The following is a 23,353-nucleotide window of genomic DNA, read 5'->3' as shown; positions in this document are numbered from 1 at the left end:
CATAAAAACCAGAAAGGGGCCGAAGCCCCTGTGAATTATTTGGTGGAGGAAGCGGAGATTTCGAGCAGCTTGATGGCGCCGGAATCAACCACACCACCGCCCAGGTATTTATCCGTATGAATTTTGATAAAGCCCGGTTCGGTGATGTTGTCCGGACGGGTGCGGGTGCCTGTCTCATGGTCTACGATGAAATAGCCACGTTTAAAGTCGCCAATACCGATCAGGTTGTCCGGCATGGTTTCGAGATATTCAACAGGGAGGCCCAGCAGCGTATCCGGATCACCTGCCTGTAAACGGTCGCGCCAGATGTAATCCCCGTTACCGTTTTTCAGTTTCTGAACGGAGGCCGCCGTGGTGGAGTTCATCACCCATACAGCATTTTTTCGGTATTTCGCCCGGAGTTTAAATTTCAGATCAATCAGCAAATCGGCATTTAGTGCAGCACCTGTGACGGACTGAAGCGTACCGAACGGGCGAGTTTTGTCTCCGTCCTGGCTGCGGGGATAAGAGAGAAAGCCTTTCGCTTTTTTCACGCCGTCGCCGGATGCCAGATCCGTTTCTTCGGTATCAACGAAAGCATCGCCAATTTCAGAGGACAGCCAGCCCATAATATCCACACCAGAAAAATCGATGATTTCCTGTGTAGTCTTCGGATAGGTGTAAACCGGGAAGAGTCGGATACTGACTTCTTCCAGTTTCGGCGTTGTTGTCTCACCACGGGCTTTTCCTTCCTCGCCGTGGTTCACCCCCGCTCCGCCCACAGAGACAAGCTGTTTAAACTCGTTACTGCCGATTTTTTTCACAGTGCAGATTTTGCGCATAACGGACTCATCGTTGAGCTGCTGCATAATCTGTTTGTTAAGTTCGGGAATAACGGTATAGCCGCCATCTTCCGGAATGCCGGTGGACAGGCTGCGGGCTTCCCCGGTCAGAATGTAGGTGCGTAGTTCGTCGTTGCTTACGCCGTTATCGTTCACCGGGTGACCCGGCTGGTTGCGTTCTTCGCTGGCAATGGTTTCGTAGCGGCTGATTTCAGTATCGAGTGTCTGGACGCGGGTGCGGAGTTCATCAAACTGCGTGCCTTCCTCATCGGTCAGGCTGCGTTTTTCGCTGTCGGCTTTTTCAAGCAGGGTACGCATCTGCGTTTTGATTTCGGCTTTTTGCTGGCGTAATTCGAGTAATTTCTTCATGGAGTGGTTTCCGTAACAATTAATGTTGAGACGTGAAACCAGCGCTTTAAGGGATTGTCCACCCGGTGAGAAAACCGCAGATATGCCGGAAGAACCGGGTGGACAGTGGCGGCTCACGTCTGAGGGCCACTCTTCAAGATATGGATCAAATTATCGTTGTAAATGATGTATTTTTACTCCGAACAGTCTTGAAAGATGACGCACAAATAATTTACAAAACAAGCGAGTAAAATTATTATGTGAGACGGAAACCATTAAATCAATAAGGGATTTTATGACTGAAAATGACGTTATGGGTGCCTTGTTCGCTCAGCAAAGGATGCAGATTCTTCACATTGGCAAGCATCACGATGAATTTAACGATGCATATCTCCACGCCTGGGAGTCCGGCGTTTACCCATTGATGAGCGATACCGATGGCAGTGTCCCCCGTAAACCTCACGAATTTTATGCGCAGTATTTCACTTCATCTAAAGAGAAGGTTGAATTTCTGCTAAAGCGTCTTGATGATGCCTGGCGAAAACAAGAGGGGCTGACTTTTTACGGGCTAGAAGATGAATTGGGAGTGCGAAGTTTCAGCTCTCAGGGCTGGGATCGGTGCGATCTAATCAATATCTGCCGATATCTGTATCTTGATGGTTGCTATGATGATGAGTTTTGGTCTGCACTAATTGAAAACGGTAAATGTCCAAGCGAGGCTCTTAGCCTAACCTCAAAATTTCAAAGAGAAGTTGATATCTACTTCTGACTGATTAAAGGCCTGGTAGTACCCAGGCCTATTGTTTACTTTTCACTCATTCATCTCGGTGGTTCTGGTAACAATACCCTATACCCTTCAAGATGTTCCAACAAAGCATCAAGCTGCTCAGTATTTGTAATGATACGTTCTCCAGAAAGGGTATGCATGACGATACCGTGTGGTTCATCCCAAAAAAACGCCTCCTCCACCAATGCACGCCGGTAGTCATCTATCGACATAGTTTCAATACTTTGAGTTCCATACTTCTGATGGTGCTCATTCCATTCTGTTTCAGTTATTGGCATATAGCCCTCCTATAAAATTTAAAAATATGTGTTTAAGTGTTCACCTGTTCACCCTTACATATTTCTTCAAATATTTCATTACGTTATGTGGTGAACGCTTCCGTTTTAAGTGTTCACTAGTGTTCACCCTACCCTTCACCATTTAGAACAAAAAAAAATCAGAAGGTGAACAGGTGAATACTTGGTGAATACCTCATAAATAAGTGTTCACCCCTTAACACCATGTAATAGATAGACTTTTTAACAGGGTGAATACTGGTGAACACTTTATCTATAATTTTACTCTACCCCAGCACTTTCAGAATTATTGTTACATGACGGCATCCAGTCGTCTGAATCGTCATGCAGAGTTACGTTGGAGCGTATTCCATGCTTTGTTTTCCGTTTCTGATACTCCTTTCCATATTCAGCCATTGCTCCAGGCATGTCCGTACCAAACCGCATTAACGATACTGGTTTGTTGAGGCCATTGGCGCGCATGTATGCCAGGTAGGCGTGATACAGATAACGACGCGGGCTGAACGGCACTATCTCGGCATTACCGATAAACATCCCATCACACACTACCGATGCCATGAGGTAGCCGCAAAAGTCCACCAACGAATCACCTTCTCTCTTTATCGCCAGTGCCTCTTCTGATTTCTGTTGCTCGTGCAATAGTCGTTTGGCTTCGTCCTGGTCTGCAAAACGTGTCAGCAGGTGGCGAATCACCACCGCCAGCTCTCCCTCTATCTTCTCGGCCAGCATTGTGTCGCGTTCGTTTTCTGGCACCACCTCGGTAAAGTTGAATATCACCCGCCGGCGCGAGATACCGCCGCTGCGGTCGCTGAATGTCATAGCGTTGTTATTAACTGCCAGCACGACAGCCTGTATCCGGGTCGAGTACGGCGCTTTATGTTTTGGGTCGATAGATACCTTATCGCCGCCGGTAATGGCCTTTATCCCGGCACCGTCGCCAGCGTAGCGAGTCATATCCGGCATGATAATCAGCGAATAGCCGACCACCAGCGCCCTGTCCCTCGCATCCTCCAGCGCCTTCATACTGGCCGACACCGTATTAGCCTTGCCCGCCAGCATGGTGCAGATTTCCGCCATCACGCTCTTACCACTACCGCCCGGCCCTGAAACCTCCAGGAATAACTGCCAGTCGTACCGGTTCGCCAGCACCATAAACAAAGCCGCCAGCACACGCTCTGTCTTACGATCATTACTGGCCACAGAACGACGGAGCCACTTCCAGAAATTAGGAGCATGGCTGGCCAGCGTTTCCCCTTCGGCTGGTGGACTGAATGGTAATTCGCTGGCGATCAGCAACCAGTCTGTTTTGCTGTGCTGTCTGAATTGCCCCGTCCGGGTATCAAATACCCCGTTACTGAAGCCAATCAGATTTCTGGCAGTCACTCCCATAACCGGAAGGCTTAGTTTCATGGTTTCTACTGCCGATTTGACGGCGTTCTGTGAATAGGCCACTTCGGCATCAATGTAAATCTGGGCCATTTCGCGCTGCAGCTCTTTATCCGGGAGAGGAATCCACACCACACCGTTATAGTGGTGTACGGTGTCCGAGTCGGCATGAATTGCCAGATCGCCGTCATAATGAGCCAGCAACACTTCACCGCGTTGGCTGGCCCCCATCTGATTCAATGCCGGTGTTATTCCGCTATGGTCTGGTTCGCGTTTCGGGACCGGGAGATCGACAACAACACTATCCATACGGATCCGCTCCAGATAATCATGCCAGTCCTCTGGCTGGCGATCCGGAATGCCCTTATACAATTTGGCGTCCTGCACTCCTGCCCGCGCCAGCTTCTCACCAATGATGTTTATCAGTCTCGGTTCAATGTTCCCTGCCAGATATACACGAGCACTACGCCGCCCCTTATCAATAATTTGCAGGTTATCTAGTTCCGCCAGTTGCTTTGGCCCCAGCCAGACAGGGGGCGTTGTATCTTCGGCAATTTGTTTTCCCAGGCCCTCTTCCCATCCCTTTGCATGAGCGTAAGCATCAGCCCCGGCAAAAATGATCGCCTCTGTGAATTTTTCCTTTGACAGAAATTTTAAGTTCGGAGCACGTTTCATTTGCCCGCTCTCTTAGCAGCAATCAACGTCCGCAGGTTCTGAATTTTTTCTGCTGTGTTGTTTGACTTGCACCATTCGCTGAATGTCTGACGTTTCACCAGGCTGAACTCCCTTTCAAACCGTTCGATCGGGAAAACACACTCTCCGGAATAACCCTCCCTGATATACGTAATCCGGTTATCAGTAACCATTTTCACAGTTATCCGTTCGCCCCTGTTATCCTGGAAAATATCGCCCGGGAGGATTTCAGGCCGAGTCTGGCCACCAGCAGCTAAGCTGTTAATTTTCTTTTTCATGGCGTTAGTCCTTTTTGACTGGCGTTACGCGATAACCGGCGCGTTCGAGAATGTGATCAAAGAGTACTGGTGTACCGATAATTTCATCCGGGCGTAAGACCGTATCTCCTTTAACAAAGCCATTTTCGACGTAAAGCAAAATACGACCGGAAAAATCAGGGGAGACATGCAGTGAGACCTTCAGCATAGGGATTTGGTTATCCATGATGCCCCCCTATTTTTCCCATTTTCTCAGCCAGTGTTGATTTGTTATCAGGATAAATAATCTGGGCACCCGCCATTTTTGCGGATTCAAAGAAGCTTTCTACCGTTGTGGTGAACTCGTTCTTACGCAATACATAAGTCCCCAGGGCAGTTCCTTTTTCCACACTAACCAGCACCCGTCCGGTGAAATTTTCTGGGGCGGGGATCGTTACAGTGAACGTCAGTAATTTTTCATGCATGATGTACCCCCATCACATTCAGTTCATAAGCGCCACTTGCATACTGGTACAAAGAGCACTCAGAGCGAATCTTCGCAGCAAAGGTTAGATCCCAGCGGGAATACCATTCGCGGGCTTCTTCTTCGGTGTCGGCGGCAATGCGGATAACTACAGGCATGCAGTTCTGTCCCTTCGGTATACCGAGGAATAGCCATGTAAATTTAGGGTGAGTTTGGGTATGCTGTGTTCCAGCCATAATCGTTACTCCAGTTAACGGTTTGGTTAGAAGCCCGGAAGTGGTGGAACACTATCCGGGCTTCAATGTTTATAAAACTTGCATCAAAAGGAAATGGTATATACCATCAGCATTCACTCTACATGATCGGTATATACCAATGCAAGAAAAAAAACCTAAACGCGATTTTGACCGCTCGAGCAGTACGGCCAAAAACATACGCTTTGAAGATGAACTGCTTGAGCAAATCAACAATGCTGCTGGGCCAGGAAATTTTAGCTCCTGGGTAAAAGAGGCCTGCCGTGAAAAGTTAAAAAGCTCTAGAGCAAGTCAAAAATAAATTAACAATATTGCTTATCATAAAAAATATGGCAGCAACTTATGCTGCCATAATGAGCTCTCTAAAATTTAAAAAGTCCACTAAATGGCCGAGAATACGAACTTTTCATAATTACTTTATTGTTTTTCTTTACATCATTTGTATAAAAAACTTCAACACCAGCTATATTCAGAAGATCCATAACTTCTTGATGTGGATGTCGATCTATACCTTTCCCTTTAAAATTATTATGACTAACAATGGCAAACAGCGGATTAATAAACCCCAATGTTACAGCATCTAAATTTTCCTTAGAACCATGATGCGGCACTTTTAACATATCTGCTTTCAGATAGTTTTTATATTTACCATTCATGATTCGCGAAAATGCTTCCGTGTCAGCGTCACCGGTAAAAAGCCACCCCAGACCATCGTTGACGCATTTATATTTGAATACTATGCTTGTGTGATTTGATAATAACTCCAGATGTTCTCTCACTTTGCTTTTTATATTACTTGCTTTTGCGCCAAACACAAAAGAGGACATCGTAGTGAAAAATTTAAGAACAAATTTTCTTGCCTGTGCCCGGTATATTTCCTGCTCAGCATCCGGAGTAATCTCAGGGGAGTAATCAACCACATCTCTAATATCAACATCAAATCCAAGTTCATTTAACCTAGTTATAACAGATTCAACATCGTTAGTTTGGCTAACCAAACCATCCCCCATAAGACCTTCATAAACTTGATCTGCATTTTTAGGTGGGTTTAAAACTTTGTAGTTATCACACCCCGTCTGATAAACATTATCTCCTTCACCTAAAAAAGATAATTTTATACTCTTAAACGAAGGGAGCGACAAACTATTATAGGCAGCAAATTTTTTCTTGAGAATTTTATTTATCTGCAATATTTCAGGGAGATACCAAGGGATAAATACCTCATCAACATTACATTTAGGGTTTATAAGAATATCCTTAAGCCCTCCCATATGATCTCTATGAGAGTGGGTTATTAAAATTGAAAAAAGCTCAGACTTTAATGAAACTGATACTTTCCTATGCATATTAAATTTTCTACATCCTGTATCAACCAATAATGGTAGAACTCCACTGAAGCATTCTTTGTTATTAATTAAAAACGAATCGCCTTGCTTAACATTATAAACCGTAACATTCATACAGCACCCTTGCATTTATATTAGTTCCATTTCCCTCTTATCCATGCCTGCATTTCAGAGAGGTGATAAGTTACTGCTGTAGCCCCGATCTTGATCCGTTCAGGGAACTTCCCTTCCTTCTCCAGCTTCCAAAATGTCCTGTTCGCAAGAGTAGTTAGTTCTCTGCATTCTTTCTCACGGATCATACGATCAATGTTAGGAATGTACTCGAGACTCTTTTTATCAACAACTGCCATTTTTGATCTTGACGAATCTTGTTATGAAGATGGCTACTTTCACTTATAGTAGCGTGCAGGTGTAACAAAGAGAGCTTATCTATCAAGATTTCTCAGCCAGTGGAGCAGATCACTAAGAAGCCATCCTGCCCCCGCTTTACCAATTTTACGTCGCTGCGGGTAGGCTTCATTCTGCTCCATCTCCCACGCTGACGATCTACATAGCGAGGTGATGTCACGACGCTCCTTCTCACGAACAATACGGTCGTATGGAACACCATACTCGTTCAGTAAATGCCGACGTTGCTCAGGGGTTGGTTCAATAAATTTTTTCATCAGCAAAATCCTATAAAAAAACCCGCCTGAAGAAGCGGGTCTGGTTTGAAAAGTGTCAGTTTATTGTGCTCTGGTCTTTATCCATTCTTGCACTTCAGAAAGCCGCCAGGCACAGATTTTAGGGCCCAGCACCAGATGCTTTGGAAACTGTCCCTTTTTCTCCATAAAAGCACGAGTAGATTTTGGTAGACCAGTCATCCAAAAACATTCCGGTTCTCGGATAACGCGTTCCAGATCTGGTATCAGTTCAAGTTCTGCTTTACTCATGAATTTATACATTGGGACTTCCCTCTTTAGCATCAGAACGGATCAACGAATTCAGGTAGTCTACCCATCTCGTCAAAGCATCAAGTTTTGCCGCCAGATATTGGCTACGATTATAAATTCCCATAACCCCCGGTAGCGTATGCCCCAGGAGCTGTTCGACAACATGAGGATCAACCCCCATGTCATTTAGATTGGTGGCAAGAACCCGGCGAAGGTCATGCAGACACCATGATTTTTCATGCCGGAACTTACGCCAGAAACGGCTACCTACGGTGCTCATAACTGTCTGTTTTGCAAATTCACCATTAAGTAGGCGCTCTGTGCCCTCCTCCTCTGCAATTGCACGAAGGTTTACCAGCCATTGACGGATTTGCGGGGGGATTGGGCGAATAATTTCGCGCCCATTCTTACTGTGTTCTTTGGGCACTGTCCAAATCCACTCTTTAAAATCCCATTCATTCCAGAGTGACTCTCGCAATTCACGTCCGCGACATCCAAATACCATCAAAATGACAAGCGTCACCCGGTTAACAGGAGATAATTTTGAATTATTTTCCTCAGTATTTGCCCAATACCAAACGTCCCGCACTTCATCAGCAGTAAGTACACGATCCCTTTTTTTCGCCCTTTCACCCATATCCATAACGGTGAAATCCTCCAGTTCGTTGGAAGTAGCATAACGGCGTACCCGGCAAAACTTGAGGGCCTGCTTCACATCTCGAAATGTATGCCCGGCAGCTACTGGAGCGGTTTTTCTCACCTCATCAAAACACTTTACCCACATTGCTGCATTACAAAGAGTTAGGGGCACGTCACCCAGGCGACCATAAATATAACGGGCAAAACGTTGTTCGCAGACCACCCAAGTTCTGCGCTTAGGTTTGGCGTAATACTCCAGCCAATACTCAAGTGCATCTTTTACGGTGACCGGCCTTTGTGATTCTTCTGTGATTAAGCCGATACGGTGACGCGGGTCAATCCCTTCCGCTAACCACGTTCTGCACTCATCACGTTTTTCCCGAGCCAATTTCAAAGACATGTCAGGATACTTTCCCAACGTCAACCAAACCGGAGATGTTTCCCTGCCGCCCAATCGGTAAAACATAACAAAGCTTACAGCACCATTCTTACTCACCCTGACCGACATTCCCCGACCATCGGAGAACAGACGCTGCTTATCCTGCGATTTACCCTGTAGCGCCTTTAGTTGCCTGTCACTAAGTTTGTTTTCCGCAGCCATTTATTCACTCTCTGCAAACACAAAAGCAATACACACTGCAATACACAGTGAACCGTAACAAGGAAAACGCATGTGATCACATCCGAACATGAAAACAATAAAAAATCTTTTTATTCATCATGTTAGCGTACAACGGCGAACACTACTGATTCCCTGAAATGTCTATGTTGTATGCTCGTGATACTCGTCAACAATCGCACAGTGCGGTGAAGCGCCGTCCCCAGGGTTACCAATCAGCGGCTCAAAACGCGCGCCATCTTCTGGCCGGTTCAGGTTGGACGCATTAACTTCAATCCCGAACGCTTCCACCAACAGCGGGGTGCGCTTACACATCAGACGAGCTGGTCTGAATACTTCCCACGCCTGTTTTTCAGTTGTGGCCCCGGAATATACTTCAGCGCCAAACTCGTTATCACAGGTAAAACAGTACAGCGCCACACCTGCCGAAATAGCTGATTTCCCATTTTTACGCGGTATCTCCGTGTAAACCTCGCGAAATCGTCGAAGCTTCGACCCTTTCTGGACCCAGCCAAAGGCGCAGCACACAATAAACAGTTGCCATGCCTCCAGAGTGATCGGCATCCGCTTGAATGCCCACTCTCCTTTTGTATGTGGCAACAACTGGATAAATTTCGCGGCCTTTTCTGCCATGTCTTTATCGAAGCGGTAACGAAATTTCTTACTCTTTTCAGCCGCCATGTCATCGATATGACGCTGGCAGGCCCGAATGACAAACAGGCACGCCGGAATTTTCCCCCGCACAACGTTGCGGGCGTATTGATTCGCGGCGTTTACGTTGGGGTACGATTTCCGGCTCATGAGTTGATCATCTTCAGGAATGGGTTAGAGGTTTTCTTCTGTCCGGCAAGGCCGATTAGGCGTTGTCGACTGCTGGGATCAAGGCCAAGCATGGAGCCGGTAGAGCTCATCTCCGATTCCTGCTCTTTCTTTGCGGTTAGCTCAGGGTTTTTTATCTTCCCCCCCATAGCACCAGTAATAGTCAGCCCTTCTCTGGCGATATTTTTAACCGCCCTGCGCCAGAACTCATATGCAACACACCAGCGCTCAAGTACGGCAAGATCGGTAACACACAGTAATCCCTGTCCACATAATTCTTTCGTGGTCAGTTCCCACATGACGGCCGCCATTGGTAGACCATCATCCTCAGAAAACCAGTCAGGTGGTGCCACACCTTTAATCGGTGTGAATACAGGTTCCTCTTTATTCAGGGCTCGTTTGCTGGGGTTCCCTGCCAGCTCCTTGCGCGCCGTTGGCTTGGGGCGACGCCCGGAACGCCCCGCCGTTCCAGCCATAAGCGACACTCCTGGTTAAATTTCATTTTTCGCGGGTATAAAAATACGAGGAAGCGGGCAGTCCTAAAGCGCGAAAGGGGTCAGGGATTTGATCCCCCCTCCCCCCTTGAAGATGACAGCAAGAAAGCATGCAAAAGCAGATACTGGTCATCCATCAGGATGTTCAGCATAGTGTCTTCAGTTAATCTCAATAAATAAACGATGGAGTCTAAGAAATGGATAAAACCAGAAAATATGATAGAGCCTTACAACTTGAGATCCTCAACGCTCTTATAGATTGTGCTCCTAACTTTTTAAACAAGGCACAGGAGCGAGACCTCATTGAGAAGTTTGATAACTATGATCACTTTGTGGCGTGCATGCTATATCTTGAAATGCATGGTCTTGTTTCTACACCCTTCGTACGTAGCGAAACCATGGCTGGCGTTGATTTTATCTTCAACGCCCCATACTGCAACATTACAGAGAAAGGAATTGATTTTCTTCTTGATGATGGCGGCTTAAGTGCGATCCTTAAGGTTCAAACCGTTCGGTTACACAATGACACGATTGTTGCCCTTGAGGATATAATCCGTGTCGCAAATATATCTGAAGATCAGAAGAAGGGATTGATTTCAAAACTCCGAGAGCTTCCGGGAGACGCCATAAAACATTTGACCCTACAGTTACTGACTCAGGGGGTTCTGAATCTGCCGAACGCACTTCGACTAATTCAAACAACCCTCCAGTAGGGCTAAACTCGTCAGAGGGGCGAATTAACTCAAATTTGCCCCATCCCAATGTTTTACTTAAAAACACCCAAAATTCCTTCCGGGTATCTGCATGAATGTAGAAACTGTTCTTATGCATTACAGCAGTGAATATTATCATCGAATACGTTCTCTTGCTGTCTTTGCTCTGTGGCATTCCCAGCACAACGACTCAAGGTTGGAATCGTCATCAGTACCGCCATGAGCTTTTGGAATGATGTGGTCAACGCTGGTAGCTTTCTTCGCTATCTTCTGCCGGCGATGGTTCTGACACAGGTATTTATCACGCTGAAGGATACGCGCTCGTTTAATTTCCCAGAGCCGCCCATATCCACGTTCTTTTCTGCTCTTTCCTGACTGATAATTCCGCCAGCCGTCACCAGCATGCTGCTTTCGGTGTTGGTCACAATATCCGCTGACATCGTTGGTGATTGCCGCACACCCTTTGTGTCGGCATGGGCGTTTAGCACGTGCTGGCATCGGCATAGTCCTGTTTGTTGGATACAAATTGTGTAATAGGCGGAAAGTAAAAATGAACCAGTAGTTGATTGAAAGTTCTCATAAATAGCGAGAATCTGCGCGGTTCTTGCCCCGTAACATCAAGGATTATCAGAAAGAAATAAAAATGAGAATTATTATCAAAACATTCAAGTGAGATCGCTGGAATAACAAACTCTTAATCTCCCAACAAAAATAAGGATTTGTTAAGCTTCATGATTTATGGTCGATGTAATACACCGTTTGAGGCAAGAATAATGGTCAAATTCTCAAAACTTCAGATTCGCTTACACTGGCTAACCCTGATATTAATAGCGATAACCTATGCAGCTATGGAGCTTCGTGGCTGGTTTCCCAAAGGCAGTAACACCTACCTTCTCATGAAAGAAACACATTACAATGTTGGGGTGTTTGTCTGGTTTTTAATGATAATACGATTAATTATTAAACATAAGTATCATGATCCAGCTATCACTCCCCCCCCACCAGCCTGGCAGATGATGGCTGCTAAAATAATGCATATCCTGCTGTACATTTCTTTTTTGGCTCTACCATTATTAGGTATTGCAATTATGGCTTACGGTGGAAAGGACTGGAGTTTCTTAGGTTTTAACGTTGCATCGTTCGTTACTCCTGACGGGGAAACAAAATCACTTATCAAAGATACTCACGAAACACTGGCAAACATCGGATATTTTTTAATCGCAGCGCATGCTGGTGCAGCGTTATTCCATCACTACGTCCAGAAAGATAACACTCTTTTGAGGATGATCCCTGATTGTAACGATAAGAAATAAATACAAATTTTAATGTTTAACATTACAGCAGGCACTCAGTGAATGTCTGCTGTAATGCCTGCTCAGTCAAGTTGAAGCACACTGTGTTCTTTTGAATCAGAGAATGCAACCAACCCAGTGTATTCGGGGATAGTGTTCCGTCATCAGCATCAAATGCTGAAATGGTTGCGTGAAGAATCAAAAATGCTCCAAATCCCGCGCCGCTGCTGCCCCTCGATGGTCAGAATCGTCAAGGAGGACCCGTTAAAAGGTAAGCAGAAAATCTATGGTTAGAAGTGAAGGCTTTGACAACGTTCTAAATTTTATGACAGAAATAAAAAAGCATTACCTTTCAAGATAATGCTTTTTCACTCGAACTGAGTCTTATAACAATTAGATTAATGTGATTTTAATATCATAGCTTTCAAGCCCAGTCATTTTTTCACGAGCATTAAACTGGATATCGGAAACTTCTTTTCCTGTCTTTTTTTTGAGTTCAATAATTTTTTTTGTGATGAATTCAGAAATATCCGCTTCAGTTTTTCTTTTTAAATCTTCGACGTTCATTGTTTACCTCTCTTGATCTCTAACGTATCAACGCCAAGCATGCTACATTCCCCGTAGAGCACTTGTATAAGCGCTGATATGTTTAAAAGATAGAATAGAAAGACTCAATTATCAATAGTTTGCAGTACAATCTTCATGTAAAGGAGCTCGCGACCACACAAACCACTGTACTAAAATCCGGGTCGGTCACGAAACAACCAGATCTCATTTCAAAAGCTTCGAGGCTGCCTCGAGGATCTCTTCTGAACTGACATCACGATCAGAGGCTACATAAACTATTTTATGGTCTCCTGTCAGAGATGGAAATCCCGCTGACATCACGGGTAGGTGTGCTTTTTCCCCATTGGGAAACTCACGCATTATCGTAGTAATACCTTTCATTACGGTTACAACAACTGCAGGTTCTGCATTAAAAAAAACGATGACTTTTTTCATAATTTTACCGTGATGTCTCTTACAGAGATTGTCGGTTCAGCATACAAAAAAGGCTCCATAAGGAACCTGAAATTTATTTTCTGAATTCTAAAGAAGACTGACCAGAACGAATGTACAGTGCAATATTATCAAATGTAATCATTGTTGATTTGCAAAAAATACATTTTGCTCCGAAAGGATTTTTTTCAGTAACATCAAAGTTTGACGTTCGGTACTGAGATCCGTGGCAACACGGACATCTGAAGTGAATATTATTAGTAATAACAGTTACTTTATACAGCCACGACATTAACTGCCGTGGGGCCTTTAGGTCCCTGTTCAACACTAAATTCAACTTCCTGATTCTCATTCAGCGTCTTGAAATCATTACTCTGGATAGCAGAGAAGTGAACAAACACATCTTTACTGCCATCTTTTGGAGTGATAAAACCAAAACCTTTTTCAGGATTAAACCATTTAACTAAACCAGTCATTTTATTAGACATAAAAATTACCTTTATTGAGTAAGCCCTTGGGCAGAATGGTCCGAAAAAAATTATCAGAGAGAAAAGCTAACAAGGAAATCTCAACAGGAACAAGGAATAAAATTATTACAGCGACTGCTTCAGATAAATTCGTTACAAACCAGACATTCATTAACGCATGATTAACCAAACATAGCAAGGTTTAGTTTTGTAAGTAAATCTCAGTGGATTTTGACCATAAAAATTAATTTAAATAGCTTAAATCGAAAATTATGTCATGCTGCGTAAGACCTTTATCTATCACCCTAAGTTGTCAGGGATTTTGACTCAAGGAAGAGTCGTATTTCCTTCATAGTAAAAATTCACAAATTTATCCACGAAAACCGTCAACATCTTAATTTATAGAGCTATTATTTTTCCTCTACGGTTCATTGTTAGTATTTTTACGGACTCATAATTCCGCTCACATGTCATTCCTGCCCGGTAGTTTTCATCAGCGCGTTCAGCATGGTATCGAGCTTCTTCTGTCAGGCTTCCTGGCATGTCTACGAGACATTGTGGTGTCATGGCGGATGGAAAGTTTTGTTGATTCGTTAGTTATCGAGCTGTAGAACGCTATGCTCTAGCGACTTGGAATAGGCAATCAGCCCGGTGTACTCAGGGATAACCTCGCCATCATCCGCTTCGAACTCAGGGATTGTTCCGGTAGTGATGGTGTATTGTGGCTGGCCATCTTCTTTTGCGAAGGCAGCCAGGTCTTCAATCTGCTTAGCTGTAAGAACTACTGTAATGCTCATTCCTCAGTTGTTAAAAAGCCCCGCTATTGCGAGGCTTGATTGATTATGGCTAACGACTACATCGTAACGGTTATAAAAGAAGCTATTAGCCAACATGTGGTGTATGGTTGTTAACCGCCCACCAGGACAATCAACATGTCGATACTCAAAGATATCAAGATGCGTACTTTACGCCATGTGAAAAGTACTTGTCCTCATTGCTCCCGCCAGTCAAAGCACAGTCTGTCGAGAATAAAAAACAATATAACGTTAATTTGCCCCTTCTGTGGAAACATCTATCTTCCATCGGAAAGCAAACCAATAAAGTAACTGATTGACTACCAAATAAAACTCATACTCTCAGAATGTGGCAAAGCAGACATAACCTTTTATTGTTGTTCTCATTTAAGAGAATGTAACACCCAGAGTGGAGAGGTTTTTTTTCTTCTCCACAATACGGCGATCAAGTTCAGCCACTGCATGCGGGCGTATGGCATCAAGAAATGCGTTATCCTGATAGGTAGACTGGATTGTCACACCAAGTCCGGCACCACTTTCCAGTATGCTTTTCTGAAGTTGTAGTTCTTTTATATCGTTATTGAGGTAATACGCTTCACTTAGGTTTTCTGCGTTCATCGTCTAACCCTGTTGTTGTTTGACTGCCTCACTGAGTCGTAAATGCGCTCACACGTCATTCCTGCCCGGTAGCGTTCGTCAGATCGCTCAGCATAATATCGAGCTTCTTCTGCAAGGCGTCCGAGCATGTCGGCGAGCACTGCGGCGTCGGCTCCGGCTGTTTTGCTTCTGACGGCAGTGGCAAGATCTGCGGTGTGCTTTGCGGCGTCCAGGCGGGTGGCAAGCTTTGTTGCTTCGGTACGCAGCTGGTTAACAGTGGCAGACAGGCCAGCAGCAGTGGCAGCAGATTTAGCGGCTTGTGCTTGTGCATCTTTTACAGCCTCATCACGGGCAATTATGCGCCCTTGCTCAATCATGCGGGCGGCGGTCTGCGCGTTCGCAACCTGCGAAGACTTAGCACTATCACGTTCCGCCCATTTCTTTTGCCAGCCCCGGTCGCTCCAGACACTTCCGGCAATAAACGCACCAGCCAGCAGTAGAAACACAGCAAATATTTTACTCACTGGCCTATCCCCCAGCATGTCAGAGCGCTTTCCTGGTCTCTTCGATCAACCTGTCCGTAGCAGCCGCTTTTCTGGCCTTTGGTCAGACGACAGTCGCGGCCACCGTCTTTAATCCACCAGCGGATCGCTTCACAGGCACCTCTACGGTCGCCCGCATTAATTCGCTTATAGAACGTAGATGGGAAACATTTTCCGGGGCCGATGTTATATGGGCAGAAGGACGCGATCCCGGCTTTCTGTGGTTCGGTCAGTGGTACCTTGATATTTCGCTCAACCCACGCCAGCGCCTTGTCGCGTTCTATGGCGTTTACCTGGGCACATTTCTCAGCAGAAAGCCTCATGTCCTGAACTACTGGCTTACCATCAACCATCGTGGCGCCACGGCAAATAGTCCAGATTCCGCCGCCGTCGCGATATGCTGTCAGGCTGTTACCCTCTTTCTCATCCAGAAACTGATCGAGAATCACGGGGGCGGAAGCCCCGGCAAGAATCAAACCAACGACCGCTGCGCTCAGTTTATTCTTCAGCTTTGGTGACATTGCCATTAAGCCGGTCCTCCCTTTCCTTTTTCCTGTAATACCAGTTCACAGCACAGGTGATAACGGTGCATGCGATACCAACAATAATTGCCCAGTCACTCAGGCTTAACCCTGCAATTCTGTCGGCCAACATCCAGGACACCTCTTTTGCTGTTTTAGCTGTTTCGGCATATGCCTTCGCTGATACACCGCAGCCGGTCAGCGTGGTTCCTGTTCCATATGAAAGTCTGCTGTAAATGGTGCTCATTCTGGTCATAGCCCTACCTCCGATTTTTCGGATGGTGTTGTGTGTGATTAAAGGGTCAGGCTTCACGGGCTGGATTTATCAACAAAGCACGTAGTGAGTGATATCCGTGAGCCTGAAAAAGAAGAGGCTGCCGTTTGGCAGCCTCGAATGATAATTGTCGTCTGTATCGGTAGATTGAGCAGTTCATAAAGTACATCTGCCATTAATCTCACCATAATGATGCAAAAATCCCATCACTGGTGCAATTGCACCTCCATAGAGCCTGGCTGAAACATTATGAAATAATTAAATAATCAGTGAGCATGATTTTTTGTTTGTTGTTGACATTTAAATCTGCCATTAATTAACAACCAACTCTGTGGAGGATATTAATGCTTAAACTTTTCCATTATCATTCTCAATACTGGATATTTCTGGCTATTGCACTTTCTCTTTATACAGTTGCATTTCGATGATACGCATCGTTTAATTGCATACCTTTTTCTAATATAACTTTATTTTATATAATGAGCTTTGGCTCAAACCTTAGCTCATAAAAATATACAGCGATAAGAATATCAGACATTCTAATATCAATACCCCTTCGTCTCATAACTGCCAGTGTAATGTTATGTTTTATAAGCTTTAAATCAATTTCGACTACAGACCCAAAGAATGAAGCATCCCAAAGATTAATGCCACTGTCCAGAACAGTGCGACCGTTGACGCTGTAGTCATCAGAGCTGCTATTTTGTATTTGCTCATCCTGTATTTTACCCAGATACTGTTGCCGATTTGAAATCGTCCAGAGACACCATTAAAGCAGATTTACCTGACCGAAGAAGGTACTTCATCTGAACCATGCTAACCATTTTCCGGAAACCACACAACAATTTAATAATGATTAAAGTCAACAAGTTAAATTTATGTCAGATTATCATTCAATCTGTTCTCTGCACTTATACTCATAATGATAATCCCAAAGATAAAATGAGTATTACAGAATGCTCCCATCTTAATCACTCAATTAGCAACTAATTAACAACAGTAAGCCTGAATAGCACGCAGCGGTTTTAAAATTTAAAAAAGTAAGACTAGCTGTTTTTTTCAGTGTATACCTGAATATTCTTTATCGTTTGCTCTTAGTTAAAGACTTTAAACAATGAAAAAGAACATTTTTTCCGTTAAACGGAACAAACCGATAAGTCCTTTAGAACTAAAGATCTACCGCAACTACCGTATAGTGCATGGGATACGAATTGCTGTAGCGTTCGTTATTACGTTCTTATTGATAAGAATGTTGAATTTGCCAGACCACTCGTGGCCCCTGATTACACTCGTAGTCGTCATGGGACCTGTAAGCTACATGGGTAACGTTATCCCCAGAGCACTTGAGCGAATGGCAGGAACTGTAGGTGGTGCAATTCTGGGGATCATTGCATTACACATTGAAATGTACTCTCTTACTCTGATGATGCTCTGGTGTGGATGCGCTGCTTTCCTTTGCGGCTATCTGGCCATGAGTAAACGCCCGTATGCTGCATTACTTGTTGGGATAACGCTTGCCGTAGTCAGCAGTGCTCCTGCCGGGGACTTACAGACAGCATTATGGCGAAGCACCAATATTATTTTGGGATGTATTCTGGCTATGCTGTTTACCAGTATTTATCCCCAAAGAGCATTCATTAACTGGCGTATCCAACTTGCTGACTTTCTTGCTGATTACTTAAAAATCACTTCAGCCGGGGTCTCACGAAACGTTCTGAACCAGCCCAGAATGACCGGGCTTCAAACACGTGCGTTAACTAATGTAGTCAAAATGCGTGGTCTGATTACACCAGTGAATAAAGAAACAAAGATTGCAAAGAGTCTGCTTGAGGAGATTCAGTCGATAACCCGAGATATGATAGCTGCCCAAAAATTTCAGATAAATGCCCACTGGGCATCGCGCGGCAGCCGGTTTCTGATATTGAACTCTCATACACTTTCCGACATGGAACAAATGACTCGCAACACTCTCAGTACGCTGGCTCATGCACTGCATGAAGGTAATCCGTCTCCAATAGCATCAAACAGCGAACGTCTTAATGAAATCACACAAGAGTTGCATTGCCTTTTACTCGCAAATGAAAGTGATGAGGTAATGGAAAGTGCCGTTCATGGATATGTCTGGTTAAGTATCCAGCTTGCAATCCAGCTTGAAGCACTATCAACCTTGATAACGAAAGCTCTGACAGAAAATAAATGATTTTATTGTTAATTATGTAACGTCAGCCCGAACATGAAAGGCACCGAAAAATGTCGGTCTCCAGAACGCTAAGAGTGCGGGTTACCATAATCCAATGCCATTCAGAACAACAATCAGGGAAACAATAATTAGTGCAATGCCTATAGATAGGCTGAGCCCGATCACGGTATTTCTGAAGGGCATTTTCATAACGCCATCTCTCCACCACGATGATAACAGTATGACTGGTTTAAGTTCAGTTGTGGTGTCGGGTATCTCCCGGTGGTCCTTTGGCTGACAAACCATGCCCCGTAAGCGTTAAGCATGTCATTCACTGGCACTGTTTACTGTCAGTTTCACCCATCCGCTTGGGGAGGACTCATCACAACCACTTCAAAACAAGAGCTTTTACTGGATACTCTATAACTTTAGAAATAATGAGAAAAGCCTGCAAACAAATAGCACTATTATTCTGAAAGTGGCAGGCTTCACGGGCTGAATTTATCAACAAAGCACGTAGCGGATGATTCCCGTGAGCCTGAAATGAAAAAGGCCGCCATGCGGCAGCCTCGAAGTAAGTACAGTTGTTTACAATGGTGGAGAGAGAGGACCTTCTAACACCTCTGCTTCACCGTTATGGCAAATGTCATCGCCTCTGGTCAGATGCCAGACACCTGTGATTGTTTTACCCGATTCCAGATCATCAACAGTGTCATTCGTGTAGTACGCCACCTGTACAATGCCTACATGCTGAATCCAGTAATAGCCCTCTTTCATATGCGTGCCCATCCCGCCCTGGTTACAAAGCAGTATATGCCTTCAACTTTGCAGTTGGCGTTAGAAATTCTACATGTTGAATTAAGCAGCAACTTTGTGGCATCAGCTTTTAGAGCATTACGTTCAAAACTACAAAAGGAATTTTACTCACCTTATTGCTGTGAGTCCTCTCAGAATAAGCGGCATAAAATAGCCCCGCTTGGTTGGGAGGCCTTGTTATCTTGCAGACGATTGCGGATCGACGATATGACAGGGGTACTGGTGCTATGCACCTCGCGAATACCCCTGTCGTATCGCCGGAAAGCAAAAACCCCGCGTCGGCGGGGTTCTCGTTATGTTCAAATTGTTCGCTTTTCGTCGCTGCCATCGTGGCGCAGCTCTGCCAAGCATGAATTAATTATTCACTTTGTTGGCCCGTTTTCAAACGTTTTTACGTCATAAAGCACTTATAGCTAATTCTTGCCAATATTTTGTACAAACATTACTCAATAAATGAGCTGTTCGTTACGAAACGATCGTTTTGAACGATCGATAAATGAAAATCGATCTGCAATACCAATTTTAATTGTGTGGTTATTGCACGTAGACTCAGGGCCAAACCTAATAAATGGAATTATCATGAGCCTTTATCACTATTTGGCCATATATATCGCGGGCTTCATCGTGATGTTTGCTTTGTTAGTTCGTGGGGATAGAGTACACGGCCTAGAATTTGACCTGGCTGATACGGTGATAACCTCCATTCTGTGGCCCTTCTACTCCGTTGCTATTGTTTGTATTGAGATTTAAAGCGGTTTAAACAGAATCGTCAGTAATAGCCAGTTACCCCAGCTACTGACCGGGGTTTTTGTTTCGAATTACAGACTCATCAGTCTCCCGGTCAGCTCCTCTTTTGGTATGACTAACAATCCTCTAACCCAGCTCTCATCTGGTTACGAACCGCAAGAAATGTTTTTGCTCTGAATATTTCCAGGCACCATCGCACGCGCTTTCTCGCCTCCCCGTCGGTTAACCATGGCGCAATCGCCTGCAGTTCCCGGGTTATGTCTGAGATTTTTTTTCGGGTGGTGTAATACTGAAGACCAACGACATAAACCGGATCGTTTATATCCAGTGCCTGCAGTACGCATTGTTCAACAAAATCGACATCATCATTCTGCAAAGCTTCATCAATCACACTGGCAGTTGACTGTGGCCAGAGAATGCTATGTGCCCTGTTCATCGCCTGCTGTCCACGGAATCCCTCTTCACGAGCCTGGTTCAACGCTACAGTGAAGCGCTCTAACGCCTTATCTGACCAGTTCCGTCCCTTAAGCACATTCCAGCACGCATGGCCCCGCGGCATACGAGGTGCTGTTTTTCCTCCCACACCCTCGCCCCATGTAGTGAGCAGGGATTTAATCCATCCTGACTGAATCCCCGTCAGAAGAATGCATTTACCCAGCCAGCTTTTACGCGGCGCAGCTGCTGCTTTTTCAAATGCTGACTGCTGTAGTCTTCGTTGGCGTGGCGTCATGCTTTTAGCTCCTCAATAATAATTCTCCCTGTTTCACCCCATAATTTTGATACCCGTGCATCCCATATATGAGCATCATTTTCGTAAATAGCATCCATCAGGGCTTTCATCATGTTGTCGAAATCAGGTTTAGCCTGGTGTGGTTTACCATTGAACTCAGTCCGTTTCTTATTGCTCCAGCTCGCTGGCATAGGAAGAATGAAGGTGACATGCGAACCGCTTTCCGGCAGCTCAACACCCTGTAGACGAACTTCATCACAGAAAGCCCGGTAACGCAGAACCTCGGGGCGCTTTTTCCATTTGTCAGCGCGCGTCATTCTGGGCTTGCCCATTGGGGTGATATCGTAGACTTTCACATTCACCTCCAGATCCGTTGTTGCCAGGTTCTGTCCTGACGAGGAGGCTTAGATGCTTCTGGCAAGAACGCGCTGATCGTCCAGTGAATAAAGTCATTATCAAGACTACGCTCTGTCTTAATCTGCTTTGCGCGATAGCGGGCTTCCAGTTCGTCAGCCTGCTCAGTGGTGAGTTGGGTATGTTGAAACCAGCTTTTCTTCATAACGCACCTCTGGATGCGGCAAAAAGAAAATCGCTGGCGTTGGTTAACGTCAGTGAATGGGTATTTTGGATTTGATTTTGCGCCATTGGTTCTCTCCTATGGCGCAGCAGGTTCAGGTTGTTCAGGCCTGAGACTGAAGTCTAACAGAATGATGGATTATCGTAAAAGCTGTTCTGACAGTAAGAATTTCTGCTTTACCTGTACCAGCAGCGTCCACCATTATCCGCCTGACTGGCATCGGGCAGTTCCTCACAATCAGGAAGAGTTACACCTTGCTTAGTGATCATGCGATATCCATCGGAGCTGGTGTAATCATCGTTCTGACGGTCATGATGGTGATGGTGGTGTTCCTTACGGTCCTGCTCACGTTTCGCATCAGCGTAACGTTGTGCAAAATCTGCAGAACAGCCAGATAATAAAGCTGTGAATGCAATAAATATGATTGTTTTTTTCATGTGTTGTGTCTCTTTTATTATTAATCAGCGTACAACTACCGATGCAACCGCATCATCCTGTCCCCAGACCAGGGTTGCATAATGCTCCCCCTTACGATATTTAGTGCCGTCCTGAGAAATACGCGTCCATCCGTCAGACTCCATTACATCGACTGCCTCTCCACGGAAAGATCCAACCACCATCTGATTTAAATGAGCGCGGATTACATCCGGAGAATTATTACCTCCATGGCGACGGGCATTTCGTTCATTCTGCTCCACAGTTTTGTGAATATCACAAGTAGTTCCTGCATTCATTTCAGTACAACCGGAACGCTCAAGCTGAGTGCGGTATTGTGCATTAATAGCTAATGCCGGTGATGAGTGAATTGCAGCTACAATGGCAAATGCAATTAACTTTTTCATGATTTACCTCTTACTGGATTGTTAGTACTTACGACACCCGTGCGATATGCCTGAATTTCCGTTTCTGTGCAGGCTAATAAAGTGAGACGCAGCAACTCTTCTGCCTTTTTACCTTCCGGTTTTTTAGACATACCTTTTGAATTCATAACTGAATTGAACCCTGCCAGAGCTGTATCCGTATCTTTGTTAGCCTTTGATATTACATCTGAAATTGATTTCCCCTCGGCTTTGGCCTTACGCCCATTAATGCTGCATTCATCAAGCAAACTTGCTGTTGATTCAAGTTCAACAGAACTTGGCGTTATATTTGCTTCTTTGAATATGTTTTGTACTTTTTCCTGCGACGTTTCCTCGCCTGGTTGTTGGGAACATCCCGACAACACAAGTATTAATACTGGAAAAATCAAAACCATCCTCATAGACAACCTCATTGGATTGGTGAAAACACAAACTGACTGCCTTTATCTGGTCTATCTTTAAATAGGTGCAGGTACTGCAAAACAGACCAGATAATTCTTTAAAAAACCCCACTACTGCGTGGGGCGTGGGAGTTAAGTCCACAAAGAAGCAGTTGGTTATTAAATTTCTCAATGAATATTTTTAATATCTACTTTCATAACAATCCCGCAATTAAAACATTATAAAATGATGCTTTAATGTACACTCCGTTATTGAAACCCAATAATAACAAAAGGTTACCACGCATGCAGTGACAGCATATTAGCTCATCAATCAAACTCATTAAGATGCAAATGATGCACATGTTTTGTTATGTGATAGATATCACTATTTATATGAGGCATGCAAATTATTTTAATCACCTACCACTTAATGAGAATATTCTGACTCTACATTTTACGTGCAAACCAAAGTAAACATTCACTCGTAAATATACAGCTATAACTATTGGCCACATGAAAAGTTGAAGGTTATTTACAGCAAGGTTACTAAATTATTAATGGAAGGCTGATATATAAATCATCGAGTTGTTTCAGTGATGTACTGCAAATGAAGTGATATTGTAGCGCAAGCCTGTTACCTTTCGTTAAGGCCACACACCCCAATGGCATAAGTATACGACTGGGGTTAATAGTTTTATGATAATTAAT

At 44.6% G+C, this 23,353-nt stretch carries 36 protein-coding genes and 2 pseudogenes; 6 read left to right on the top strand and 32 right to left on the bottom strand.

Features of this window, described 5'->3' with window-relative positions; genetic code table 11:
• Window positions 1–35: 35 nt before the first annotated feature.
• A complete protein-coding gene (locus E1B03_RS11155; protein WP_133086209.1) occupies window positions 36–1,190 on the bottom strand; it encodes a phage major capsid protein in 1,155 nt (384 codons plus the stop codon).
• Between the two features lie 274 nt (window positions 1,191–1,464).
• Between E1B03_RS11155 and E1B03_RS11150 the strand changes: the two genes are divergently transcribed.
• Entirely contained in the window at window positions 1,465–1,938 is a 474-nt protein-coding gene (locus tag E1B03_RS11150) for a hypothetical protein (protein ID WP_133086208.1), read from the top strand.
• Between the two features lie 50 nt (window positions 1,939–1,988).
• Here E1B03_RS11150 and E1B03_RS11145 read toward each other — a convergent pair whose 3' ends face one another.
• The 6 genes from E1B03_RS11145 to E1B03_RS11120 all read right to left on the bottom strand — a co-directional run bounded on the left by E1B03_RS11145 (window position 1,989) and on the right by E1B03_RS11120 (window position 5,287).
• Window positions 1,989–2,234 carry a hypothetical protein gene (locus E1B03_RS11145; RefSeq protein ID WP_133086207.1) on the bottom strand — a complete coding sequence of 82 codons (246 nt, stop codon included), beginning with the start codon at window positions 2,232–2,234 and terminating at the stop codon, window positions 1,989–1,991.
• A gap of 279 nt (window positions 2,235–2,513) precedes the next feature.
• Window positions 2,514–4,313: a DNA primase family protein gene (locus E1B03_RS11140; RefSeq protein ID WP_133086206.1), complete on the bottom strand. Its 1,800-nt coding sequence runs from the start codon at window positions 4,311–4,313 to the stop codon at window positions 2,514–2,516.
• A complete protein-coding gene (locus E1B03_RS11135) occupies window positions 4,310–4,609 on the bottom strand; it encodes a DUF4222 domain-containing protein (RefSeq protein WP_133086205.1) in 300 nt (99 codons plus the stop codon). Before E1B03_RS11135 ends, E1B03_RS11140 begins: the two co-directional genes overlap by 4 nt.
• Before the next feature lie 4 nt (window positions 4,610–4,613).
• A complete protein-coding gene (locus E1B03_RS11130) occupies window positions 4,614–4,814 on the bottom strand; it encodes a uroporphyrinogen-III synthase (RefSeq protein ID WP_133086204.1) in 201 nt (66 codons plus the stop codon).
• A complete protein-coding gene (locus tag E1B03_RS11125) occupies window positions 4,807–5,052 on the bottom strand; it encodes a hypothetical protein (RefSeq protein ID WP_133086203.1) in 246 nt (81 codons plus the stop codon). Before E1B03_RS11125 ends, E1B03_RS11130 begins: the two co-directional genes overlap by 8 nt.
• Window positions 5,045–5,287 (bottom strand): host cell division inhibitor Icd-like protein, encoded by a 243-nt coding sequence (locus E1B03_RS11120; protein WP_133086202.1) that lies wholly within the window; start codon window positions 5,285–5,287, stop codon window positions 5,045–5,047. The genes E1B03_RS11125 and E1B03_RS11120 overlap by 8 nt, the downstream gene beginning before the upstream one ends.
• A 139-nt stretch (window positions 5,288–5,426) precedes the next feature.
• On the opposite strand from E1B03_RS11120, the gene E1B03_RS11115 reads away from it, so the two are divergent.
• A complete protein-coding gene (locus tag E1B03_RS11115) occupies window positions 5,427–5,606 on the top strand; it encodes a YlcI/YnfO family protein (protein WP_133086201.1) in 180 nt (59 codons plus the stop codon).
• A gap of 61 nt (window positions 5,607–5,667) precedes the next feature.
• Here the strand turns inward: E1B03_RS11115 and E1B03_RS11110 are convergent, their stop codons facing one another.
• The 7 genes and pseudogenes from E1B03_RS11110 to E1B03_RS11080 all read right to left on the bottom strand — a co-directional run bounded on the left by E1B03_RS11110 (window position 5,668) and on the right by E1B03_RS11080 (window position 10,136).
• Complete coding sequence (locus E1B03_RS11110; protein ID WP_133086200.1) at window positions 5,668–6,765, bottom strand: ComEC/Rec2 family competence protein; 1,098 nt, start codon at window positions 6,763–6,765, stop codon at window positions 5,668–5,670.
• A gap of 20 nt (window positions 6,766–6,785) precedes the next feature.
• A complete protein-coding gene (locus E1B03_RS11105; protein ID WP_133086199.1) occupies window positions 6,786–7,001 on the bottom strand; it encodes a helix-turn-helix transcriptional regulator in 216 nt (71 codons plus the stop codon).
• A 75-nt stretch (window positions 7,002–7,076) separates the two neighbouring features.
• On the bottom strand, window positions 7,077–7,316 hold the full coding sequence (locus E1B03_RS11100; protein WP_133086198.1) for a helix-turn-helix transcriptional regulator: 240 nt from the start codon (window positions 7,314–7,316) through the stop codon (window positions 7,077–7,079).
• Between the two features lie 60 nt (window positions 7,317–7,376).
• Window positions 7,377–7,595, bottom strand: a complete 219-nt coding sequence (locus E1B03_RS11095) for a helix-turn-helix transcriptional regulator (protein WP_046878980.1) — start codon at window positions 7,593–7,595, stop codon at window positions 7,377–7,379.
• Entirely contained in the window at window positions 7,588–8,823 is a 1,236-nt protein-coding gene (locus E1B03_RS11090) for a tyrosine-type recombinase/integrase (protein WP_133086197.1), read from the bottom strand. The genes E1B03_RS11095 and E1B03_RS11090 overlap by 8 nt, the downstream gene beginning before the upstream one ends.
• A 165-nt stretch (window positions 8,824–8,988) precedes the next feature.
• Window positions 8,989–9,642: pseudogene (locus E1B03_RS11085) on the bottom strand (terminase large subunit domain-containing protein); the annotation flags it as partial.
• The gene (locus E1B03_RS11080) at window positions 9,639–10,136 is read right to left on the bottom strand and encodes a phage terminase small subunit P27 family (protein ID WP_133086196.1); all 498 of its coding nucleotides are present in this window, start codon (window positions 10,134–10,136) and stop codon (window positions 9,639–9,641) included. The gene E1B03_RS11080 and the pseudogene E1B03_RS11085, both read right to left, overlap by 4 nt.
• Window positions 10,137–10,351: 215 nt before the next feature.
• On the opposite strand from E1B03_RS11080, the gene E1B03_RS11075 reads away from it, so the two are divergent.
• Window positions 10,352–10,867, top strand: a complete 516-nt coding sequence (locus E1B03_RS11075) for a hypothetical protein (RefSeq protein ID WP_103771375.1) — start codon at window positions 10,352–10,354, stop codon at window positions 10,865–10,867.
• 135 nt (window positions 10,868–11,002) lie between these two features.
• Here the strand turns inward: E1B03_RS11075 and E1B03_RS11070 are convergent, their stop codons facing one another.
• A complete protein-coding gene (locus E1B03_RS11070; RefSeq protein ID WP_123266965.1) occupies window positions 11,003–11,365 on the bottom strand; it encodes an HNH endonuclease in 363 nt (120 codons plus the stop codon).
• 275 nt (window positions 11,366–11,640) lie between these two features.
• Between E1B03_RS11070 and E1B03_RS11065 the strand changes: the two genes are divergently transcribed.
• Window positions 11,641–12,180, top strand: coding sequence for a cytochrome b (locus E1B03_RS11065; protein ID WP_032943057.1), 540 nt, complete (start codon window positions 11,641–11,643; stop codon window positions 12,178–12,180).
• A 372-nt stretch (window positions 12,181–12,552) separates the two neighbouring features.
• Here E1B03_RS11065 and E1B03_RS11060 read toward each other — a convergent pair whose 3' ends face one another.
• The 6 genes and pseudogenes from E1B03_RS11060 to E1B03_RS11035 form a co-directional block, all read right to left on the bottom strand.
• Window positions 12,553–12,726 carry a GnsA/GnsB family addiction module toxin gene (locus E1B03_RS11060; protein WP_001100119.1) on the bottom strand — a complete coding sequence of 58 codons (174 nt, stop codon included), beginning with the start codon at window positions 12,724–12,726 and terminating at the stop codon, window positions 12,553–12,555.
• Window positions 12,727–12,930: 204 nt separating this feature from the next.
• A complete protein-coding gene (locus E1B03_RS11055) occupies window positions 12,931–13,161 on the bottom strand; it encodes a hypothetical protein (protein WP_000756041.1) in 231 nt (76 codons plus the stop codon).
• A 73-nt stretch (window positions 13,162–13,234) separates the two neighbouring features.
• On the bottom strand, window positions 13,235–13,423 hold the full coding sequence (gene ymcF / locus E1B03_RS11050) for a cold shock small protein YmcF (RefSeq protein ID WP_057069020.1): 189 nt from the start codon (window positions 13,421–13,423) through the stop codon (window positions 13,235–13,237).
• 10 nt (window positions 13,424–13,433) lie between these two features.
• A complete protein-coding gene (gene cspG / locus E1B03_RS11045; protein WP_000066494.1) occupies window positions 13,434–13,646 on the bottom strand; it encodes a cold shock protein CspG in 213 nt (70 codons plus the stop codon).
• 378 nt (window positions 13,647–14,024) lie between these two features.
• Window positions 14,025–14,177: pseudogene (locus E1B03_RS11040) on the bottom strand (DUF2514 family protein); the annotation flags it as partial.
• Between the two features lie 41 nt (window positions 14,178–14,218).
• The gene (locus E1B03_RS11035; protein WP_044700634.1) at window positions 14,219–14,416 is read right to left on the bottom strand and encodes a hypothetical protein; all 198 of its coding nucleotides are present in this window, start codon (window positions 14,414–14,416) and stop codon (window positions 14,219–14,221) included.
• 141 nt (window positions 14,417–14,557) lie between these two features.
• Here E1B03_RS11035 and E1B03_RS26335 point away from each other — a divergent pair, with 141 nt between their 5' ends.
• Window positions 14,558–14,731 carry a YnfU family zinc-binding protein gene (locus E1B03_RS26335; protein ID WP_213083834.1) on the top strand — a complete coding sequence of 58 codons (174 nt, stop codon included), beginning with the start codon at window positions 14,558–14,560 and terminating at the stop codon, window positions 14,729–14,731.
• Between the two features lie 75 nt (window positions 14,732–14,806).
• On the opposite strand, the gene E1B03_RS11030 is transcribed toward E1B03_RS26335, so the two are convergent.
• The 4 genes from E1B03_RS11030 to E1B03_RS11015 are packed head-to-tail and all read right to left on the bottom strand — an operon-like array spanning window position 14,807 to window position 16,335.
• Window positions 14,807–15,037, bottom strand: a complete 231-nt coding sequence (locus E1B03_RS11030) for a hypothetical protein (RefSeq protein ID WP_000990801.1) — start codon at window positions 15,035–15,037, stop codon at window positions 14,807–14,809.
• Window positions 15,034–15,558: a DUF2514 domain-containing protein gene (locus tag E1B03_RS11025; protein ID WP_133086195.1), complete on the bottom strand. Its 525-nt coding sequence runs from the start codon at window positions 15,556–15,558 to the stop codon at window positions 15,034–15,036. The genes E1B03_RS11030 and E1B03_RS11025 overlap by 4 nt, the downstream gene beginning before the upstream one ends.
• Window positions 15,537–16,085 (bottom strand): lysozyme, encoded by a 549-nt coding sequence (locus E1B03_RS11020; protein ID WP_127674307.1) that lies wholly within the window; start codon window positions 16,083–16,085, stop codon window positions 15,537–15,539. The genes E1B03_RS11025 and E1B03_RS11020 overlap by 22 nt, the downstream gene beginning before the upstream one ends.
• Entirely contained in the window at window positions 16,057–16,335 is a 279-nt protein-coding gene (locus E1B03_RS11015) for a phage holin (protein ID WP_003832349.1), read from the bottom strand. Before E1B03_RS11015 ends, E1B03_RS11020 begins: the two co-directional genes overlap by 29 nt.
• A 1,132-nt stretch (window positions 16,336–17,467) precedes the next feature.
• On the opposite strand from E1B03_RS11015, the gene E1B03_RS11010 reads away from it, so the two are divergent.
• Window positions 17,468–18,553: an FUSC family protein gene (locus tag E1B03_RS11010; protein ID WP_103771380.1), complete on the top strand. Its 1,086-nt coding sequence runs from the start codon at window positions 17,468–17,470 to the stop codon at window positions 18,551–18,553.
• Between the two features lie 567 nt (window positions 18,554–19,120).
• On the opposite strand, the gene E1B03_RS26475 is transcribed toward E1B03_RS11010, so the two are convergent.
• From E1B03_RS26475 to E1B03_RS10970, 7 genes are all read right to left on the bottom strand, one after another.
• Entirely contained in the window at window positions 19,121–19,309 is a 189-nt protein-coding gene (locus tag E1B03_RS26475; RefSeq protein ID WP_103771513.1) for a hypothetical protein, read from the bottom strand.
• A 901-nt stretch (window positions 19,310–20,210) separates the two neighbouring features.
• Window positions 20,211–20,825, bottom strand: a complete 615-nt coding sequence (locus E1B03_RS10995; RefSeq protein ID WP_103771382.1) for a hypothetical protein — start codon at window positions 20,823–20,825, stop codon at window positions 20,211–20,213.
• Window positions 20,822–21,181, bottom strand: coding sequence for a RusA family crossover junction endodeoxyribonuclease (locus E1B03_RS10990; RefSeq protein WP_133086193.1), 360 nt, complete (start codon window positions 21,179–21,181; stop codon window positions 20,822–20,824). The genes E1B03_RS10995 and E1B03_RS10990 overlap by 4 nt, the downstream gene beginning before the upstream one ends.
• Before the next feature lie 2 nt (window positions 21,182–21,183).
• Window positions 21,184–21,384 carry a hypothetical protein gene (locus E1B03_RS10985; RefSeq protein ID WP_032949512.1) on the bottom strand — a complete coding sequence of 67 codons (201 nt, stop codon included), beginning with the start codon at window positions 21,382–21,384 and terminating at the stop codon, window positions 21,184–21,186.
• Between the two features lie 194 nt (window positions 21,385–21,578).
• Window positions 21,579–21,839: a membrane lipoprotein lipid attachment site-containing protein gene (locus tag E1B03_RS10980; protein WP_133086192.1), complete on the bottom strand. Its 261-nt coding sequence runs from the start codon at window positions 21,837–21,839 to the stop codon at window positions 21,579–21,581.
• Window positions 21,840–21,863: 24 nt separating this feature from the next.
• Entirely contained in the window at window positions 21,864–22,244 is a 381-nt protein-coding gene (locus E1B03_RS10975) for a hypothetical protein (protein ID WP_133086191.1), read from the bottom strand.
• The gene (locus E1B03_RS10970) at window positions 22,241–22,663 is read right to left on the bottom strand and encodes a hypothetical protein (protein WP_133086190.1); all 423 of its coding nucleotides are present in this window, start codon (window positions 22,661–22,663) and stop codon (window positions 22,241–22,243) included. The genes E1B03_RS10975 and E1B03_RS10970 overlap by 4 nt, the downstream gene beginning before the upstream one ends.
• Window positions 22,664–23,353 lie beyond the last annotated feature (690 nt).

This window comes from Citrobacter arsenatis, assembly GCF_004353845.1.
Taxonomy (GTDB): domain Bacteria; phylum Pseudomonadota; class Gammaproteobacteria; order Enterobacterales; family Enterobacteriaceae; genus Citrobacter; species Citrobacter arsenatis.
Note: the sequence above shows the minus strand (reverse complement) of the source record. Positions and strands in the feature narration are given on the sequence as shown.

Coding starts and splice junctions, on each gene's coding strand:
- E1B03_RS11155 (WP_133086209.1), bottom strand. CDS start 1,190: ATGAAGAAATTACTCGAATTACGCCAGCAAAAAGCCGAAATCAAAACG.
- E1B03_RS11150 (WP_133086208.1), top strand. CDS start 1,465: ATGACTGAAAATGACGTTATGGGTGCCTTGTTCGCTCAGCAAAGGATG.
- E1B03_RS11145 (WP_133086207.1), bottom strand. CDS start 2,234: ATGCCAATAACTGAAACAGAATGGAATGAGCACCATCAGAAGTATGGA.
- E1B03_RS11140 (WP_133086206.1), bottom strand. CDS start 4,313: ATGAAACGTGCTCCGAACTTAAAATTTCTGTCAAAGGAAAAATTCACA.
- E1B03_RS11135 (WP_133086205.1), bottom strand. CDS start 4,609: ATGAAAAAGAAAATTAACAGCTTAGCTGCTGGTGGCCAGACTCGGCCT.
- E1B03_RS11130 (WP_133086204.1), bottom strand. CDS start 4,814: ATGGATAACCAAATCCCTATGCTGAAGGTCTCACTGCATGTCTCCCCT.
- E1B03_RS11125 (WP_133086203.1), bottom strand. CDS start 5,052: ATGCATGAAAAATTACTGACGTTCACTGTAACGATCCCCGCCCCAGAA.
- E1B03_RS11120 (WP_133086202.1), bottom strand. CDS start 5,287: ATGGCTGGAACACAGCATACCCAAACTCACCCTAAATTTACATGGCTA.
- E1B03_RS11115 (WP_133086201.1), top strand. CDS start 5,427: ATGCAAGAAAAAAAACCTAAACGCGATTTTGACCGCTCGAGCAGTACG.
- E1B03_RS11110 (WP_133086200.1), bottom strand. CDS start 6,765: ATGAATGTTACGGTTTATAATGTTAAGCAAGGCGATTCGTTTTTAATT.
- E1B03_RS11105 (WP_133086199.1), bottom strand. CDS start 7,001: ATGGCAGTTGTTGATAAAAAGAGTCTCGAGTACATTCCTAACATTGAT.
- E1B03_RS11100 (WP_133086198.1), bottom strand. CDS start 7,316: ATGAAAAAATTTATTGAACCAACCCCTGAGCAACGTCGGCATTTACTG.
- E1B03_RS11095 (WP_046878980.1), bottom strand. CDS start 7,595: ATGTATAAATTCATGAGTAAAGCAGAACTTGAACTGATACCAGATCTG.
- E1B03_RS11090 (WP_133086197.1), bottom strand. CDS start 8,823: ATGGCTGCGGAAAACAAACTTAGTGACAGGCAACTAAAGGCGCTACAG.
- E1B03_RS11080 (WP_133086196.1), bottom strand. CDS start 10,136: ATGGCTGGAACGGCGGGGCGTTCCGGGCGTCGCCCCAAGCCAACGGCG.
- E1B03_RS11075 (WP_103771375.1), top strand. CDS start 10,352: ATGGATAAAACCAGAAAATATGATAGAGCCTTACAACTTGAGATCCTC.
- E1B03_RS11070 (WP_123266965.1), bottom strand. CDS start 11,365: ATGCCAGCACGTGCTAAACGCCCATGCCGACACAAAGGGTGTGCGGCA.
- E1B03_RS11065 (WP_032943057.1), top strand. CDS start 11,641: ATGGTCAAATTCTCAAAACTTCAGATTCGCTTACACTGGCTAACCCTG.
- E1B03_RS11060 (WP_001100119.1), bottom strand. CDS start 12,726: ATGAACGTCGAAGATTTAAAAAGAAAAACTGAAGCGGATATTTCTGAA.
- E1B03_RS11055 (WP_000756041.1), bottom strand. CDS start 13,161: ATGAAAAAAGTCATCGTTTTTTTTAATGCAGAACCTGCAGTTGTTGTA.
- cspG (WP_000066494.1), bottom strand. CDS start 13,646: ATGTCTAATAAAATGACTGGTTTAGTTAAATGGTTTAATCCTGAAAAA.
- E1B03_RS26335 (WP_213083834.1), top strand. CDS start 14,558: ATGTCGATACTCAAAGATATCAAGATGCGTACTTTACGCCATGTGAAA.
- E1B03_RS11030 (WP_000990801.1), bottom strand. CDS start 15,037: ATGAACGCAGAAAACCTAAGTGAAGCGTATTACCTCAATAACGATATA.
- E1B03_RS11025 (WP_133086195.1), bottom strand. CDS start 15,558: ATGCTGGGGGATAGGCCAGTGAGTAAAATATTTGCTGTGTTTCTACTG.
- E1B03_RS11020 (WP_127674307.1), bottom strand. CDS start 16,085: ATGGCAATGTCACCAAAGCTGAAGAATAAACTGAGCGCAGCGGTCGTT.
- E1B03_RS11015 (WP_003832349.1), bottom strand. CDS start 16,335: ATGACCAGAATGAGCACCATTTACAGCAGACTTTCATATGGAACAGGA.
- E1B03_RS11010 (WP_103771380.1), top strand. CDS start 17,468: ATGAAAAAGAACATTTTTTCCGTTAAACGGAACAAACCGATAAGTCCT.
- E1B03_RS26475 (WP_103771513.1), bottom strand. CDS start 19,309: ATGAAAGAGGGCTATTACTGGATTCAGCATGTAGGCATTGTACAGGTG.
- E1B03_RS10995 (WP_103771382.1), bottom strand. CDS start 20,825: ATGACGCCACGCCAACGAAGACTACAGCAGTCAGCATTTGAAAAAGCA.
- E1B03_RS10985 (WP_032949512.1), bottom strand. CDS start 21,384: ATGAAGAAAAGCTGGTTTCAACATACCCAACTCACCACTGAGCAGGCT.
- E1B03_RS10980 (WP_133086192.1), bottom strand. CDS start 21,839: ATGAAAAAAACAATCATATTTATTGCATTCACAGCTTTATTATCTGGC.
- E1B03_RS10975 (WP_133086191.1), bottom strand. CDS start 22,244: ATGAAAAAGTTAATTGCATTTGCCATTGTAGCTGCAATTCACTCATCA.
- E1B03_RS10970 (WP_133086190.1), bottom strand. CDS start 22,663: ATGAGGATGGTTTTGATTTTTCCAGTATTAATACTTGTGTTGTCGGGA.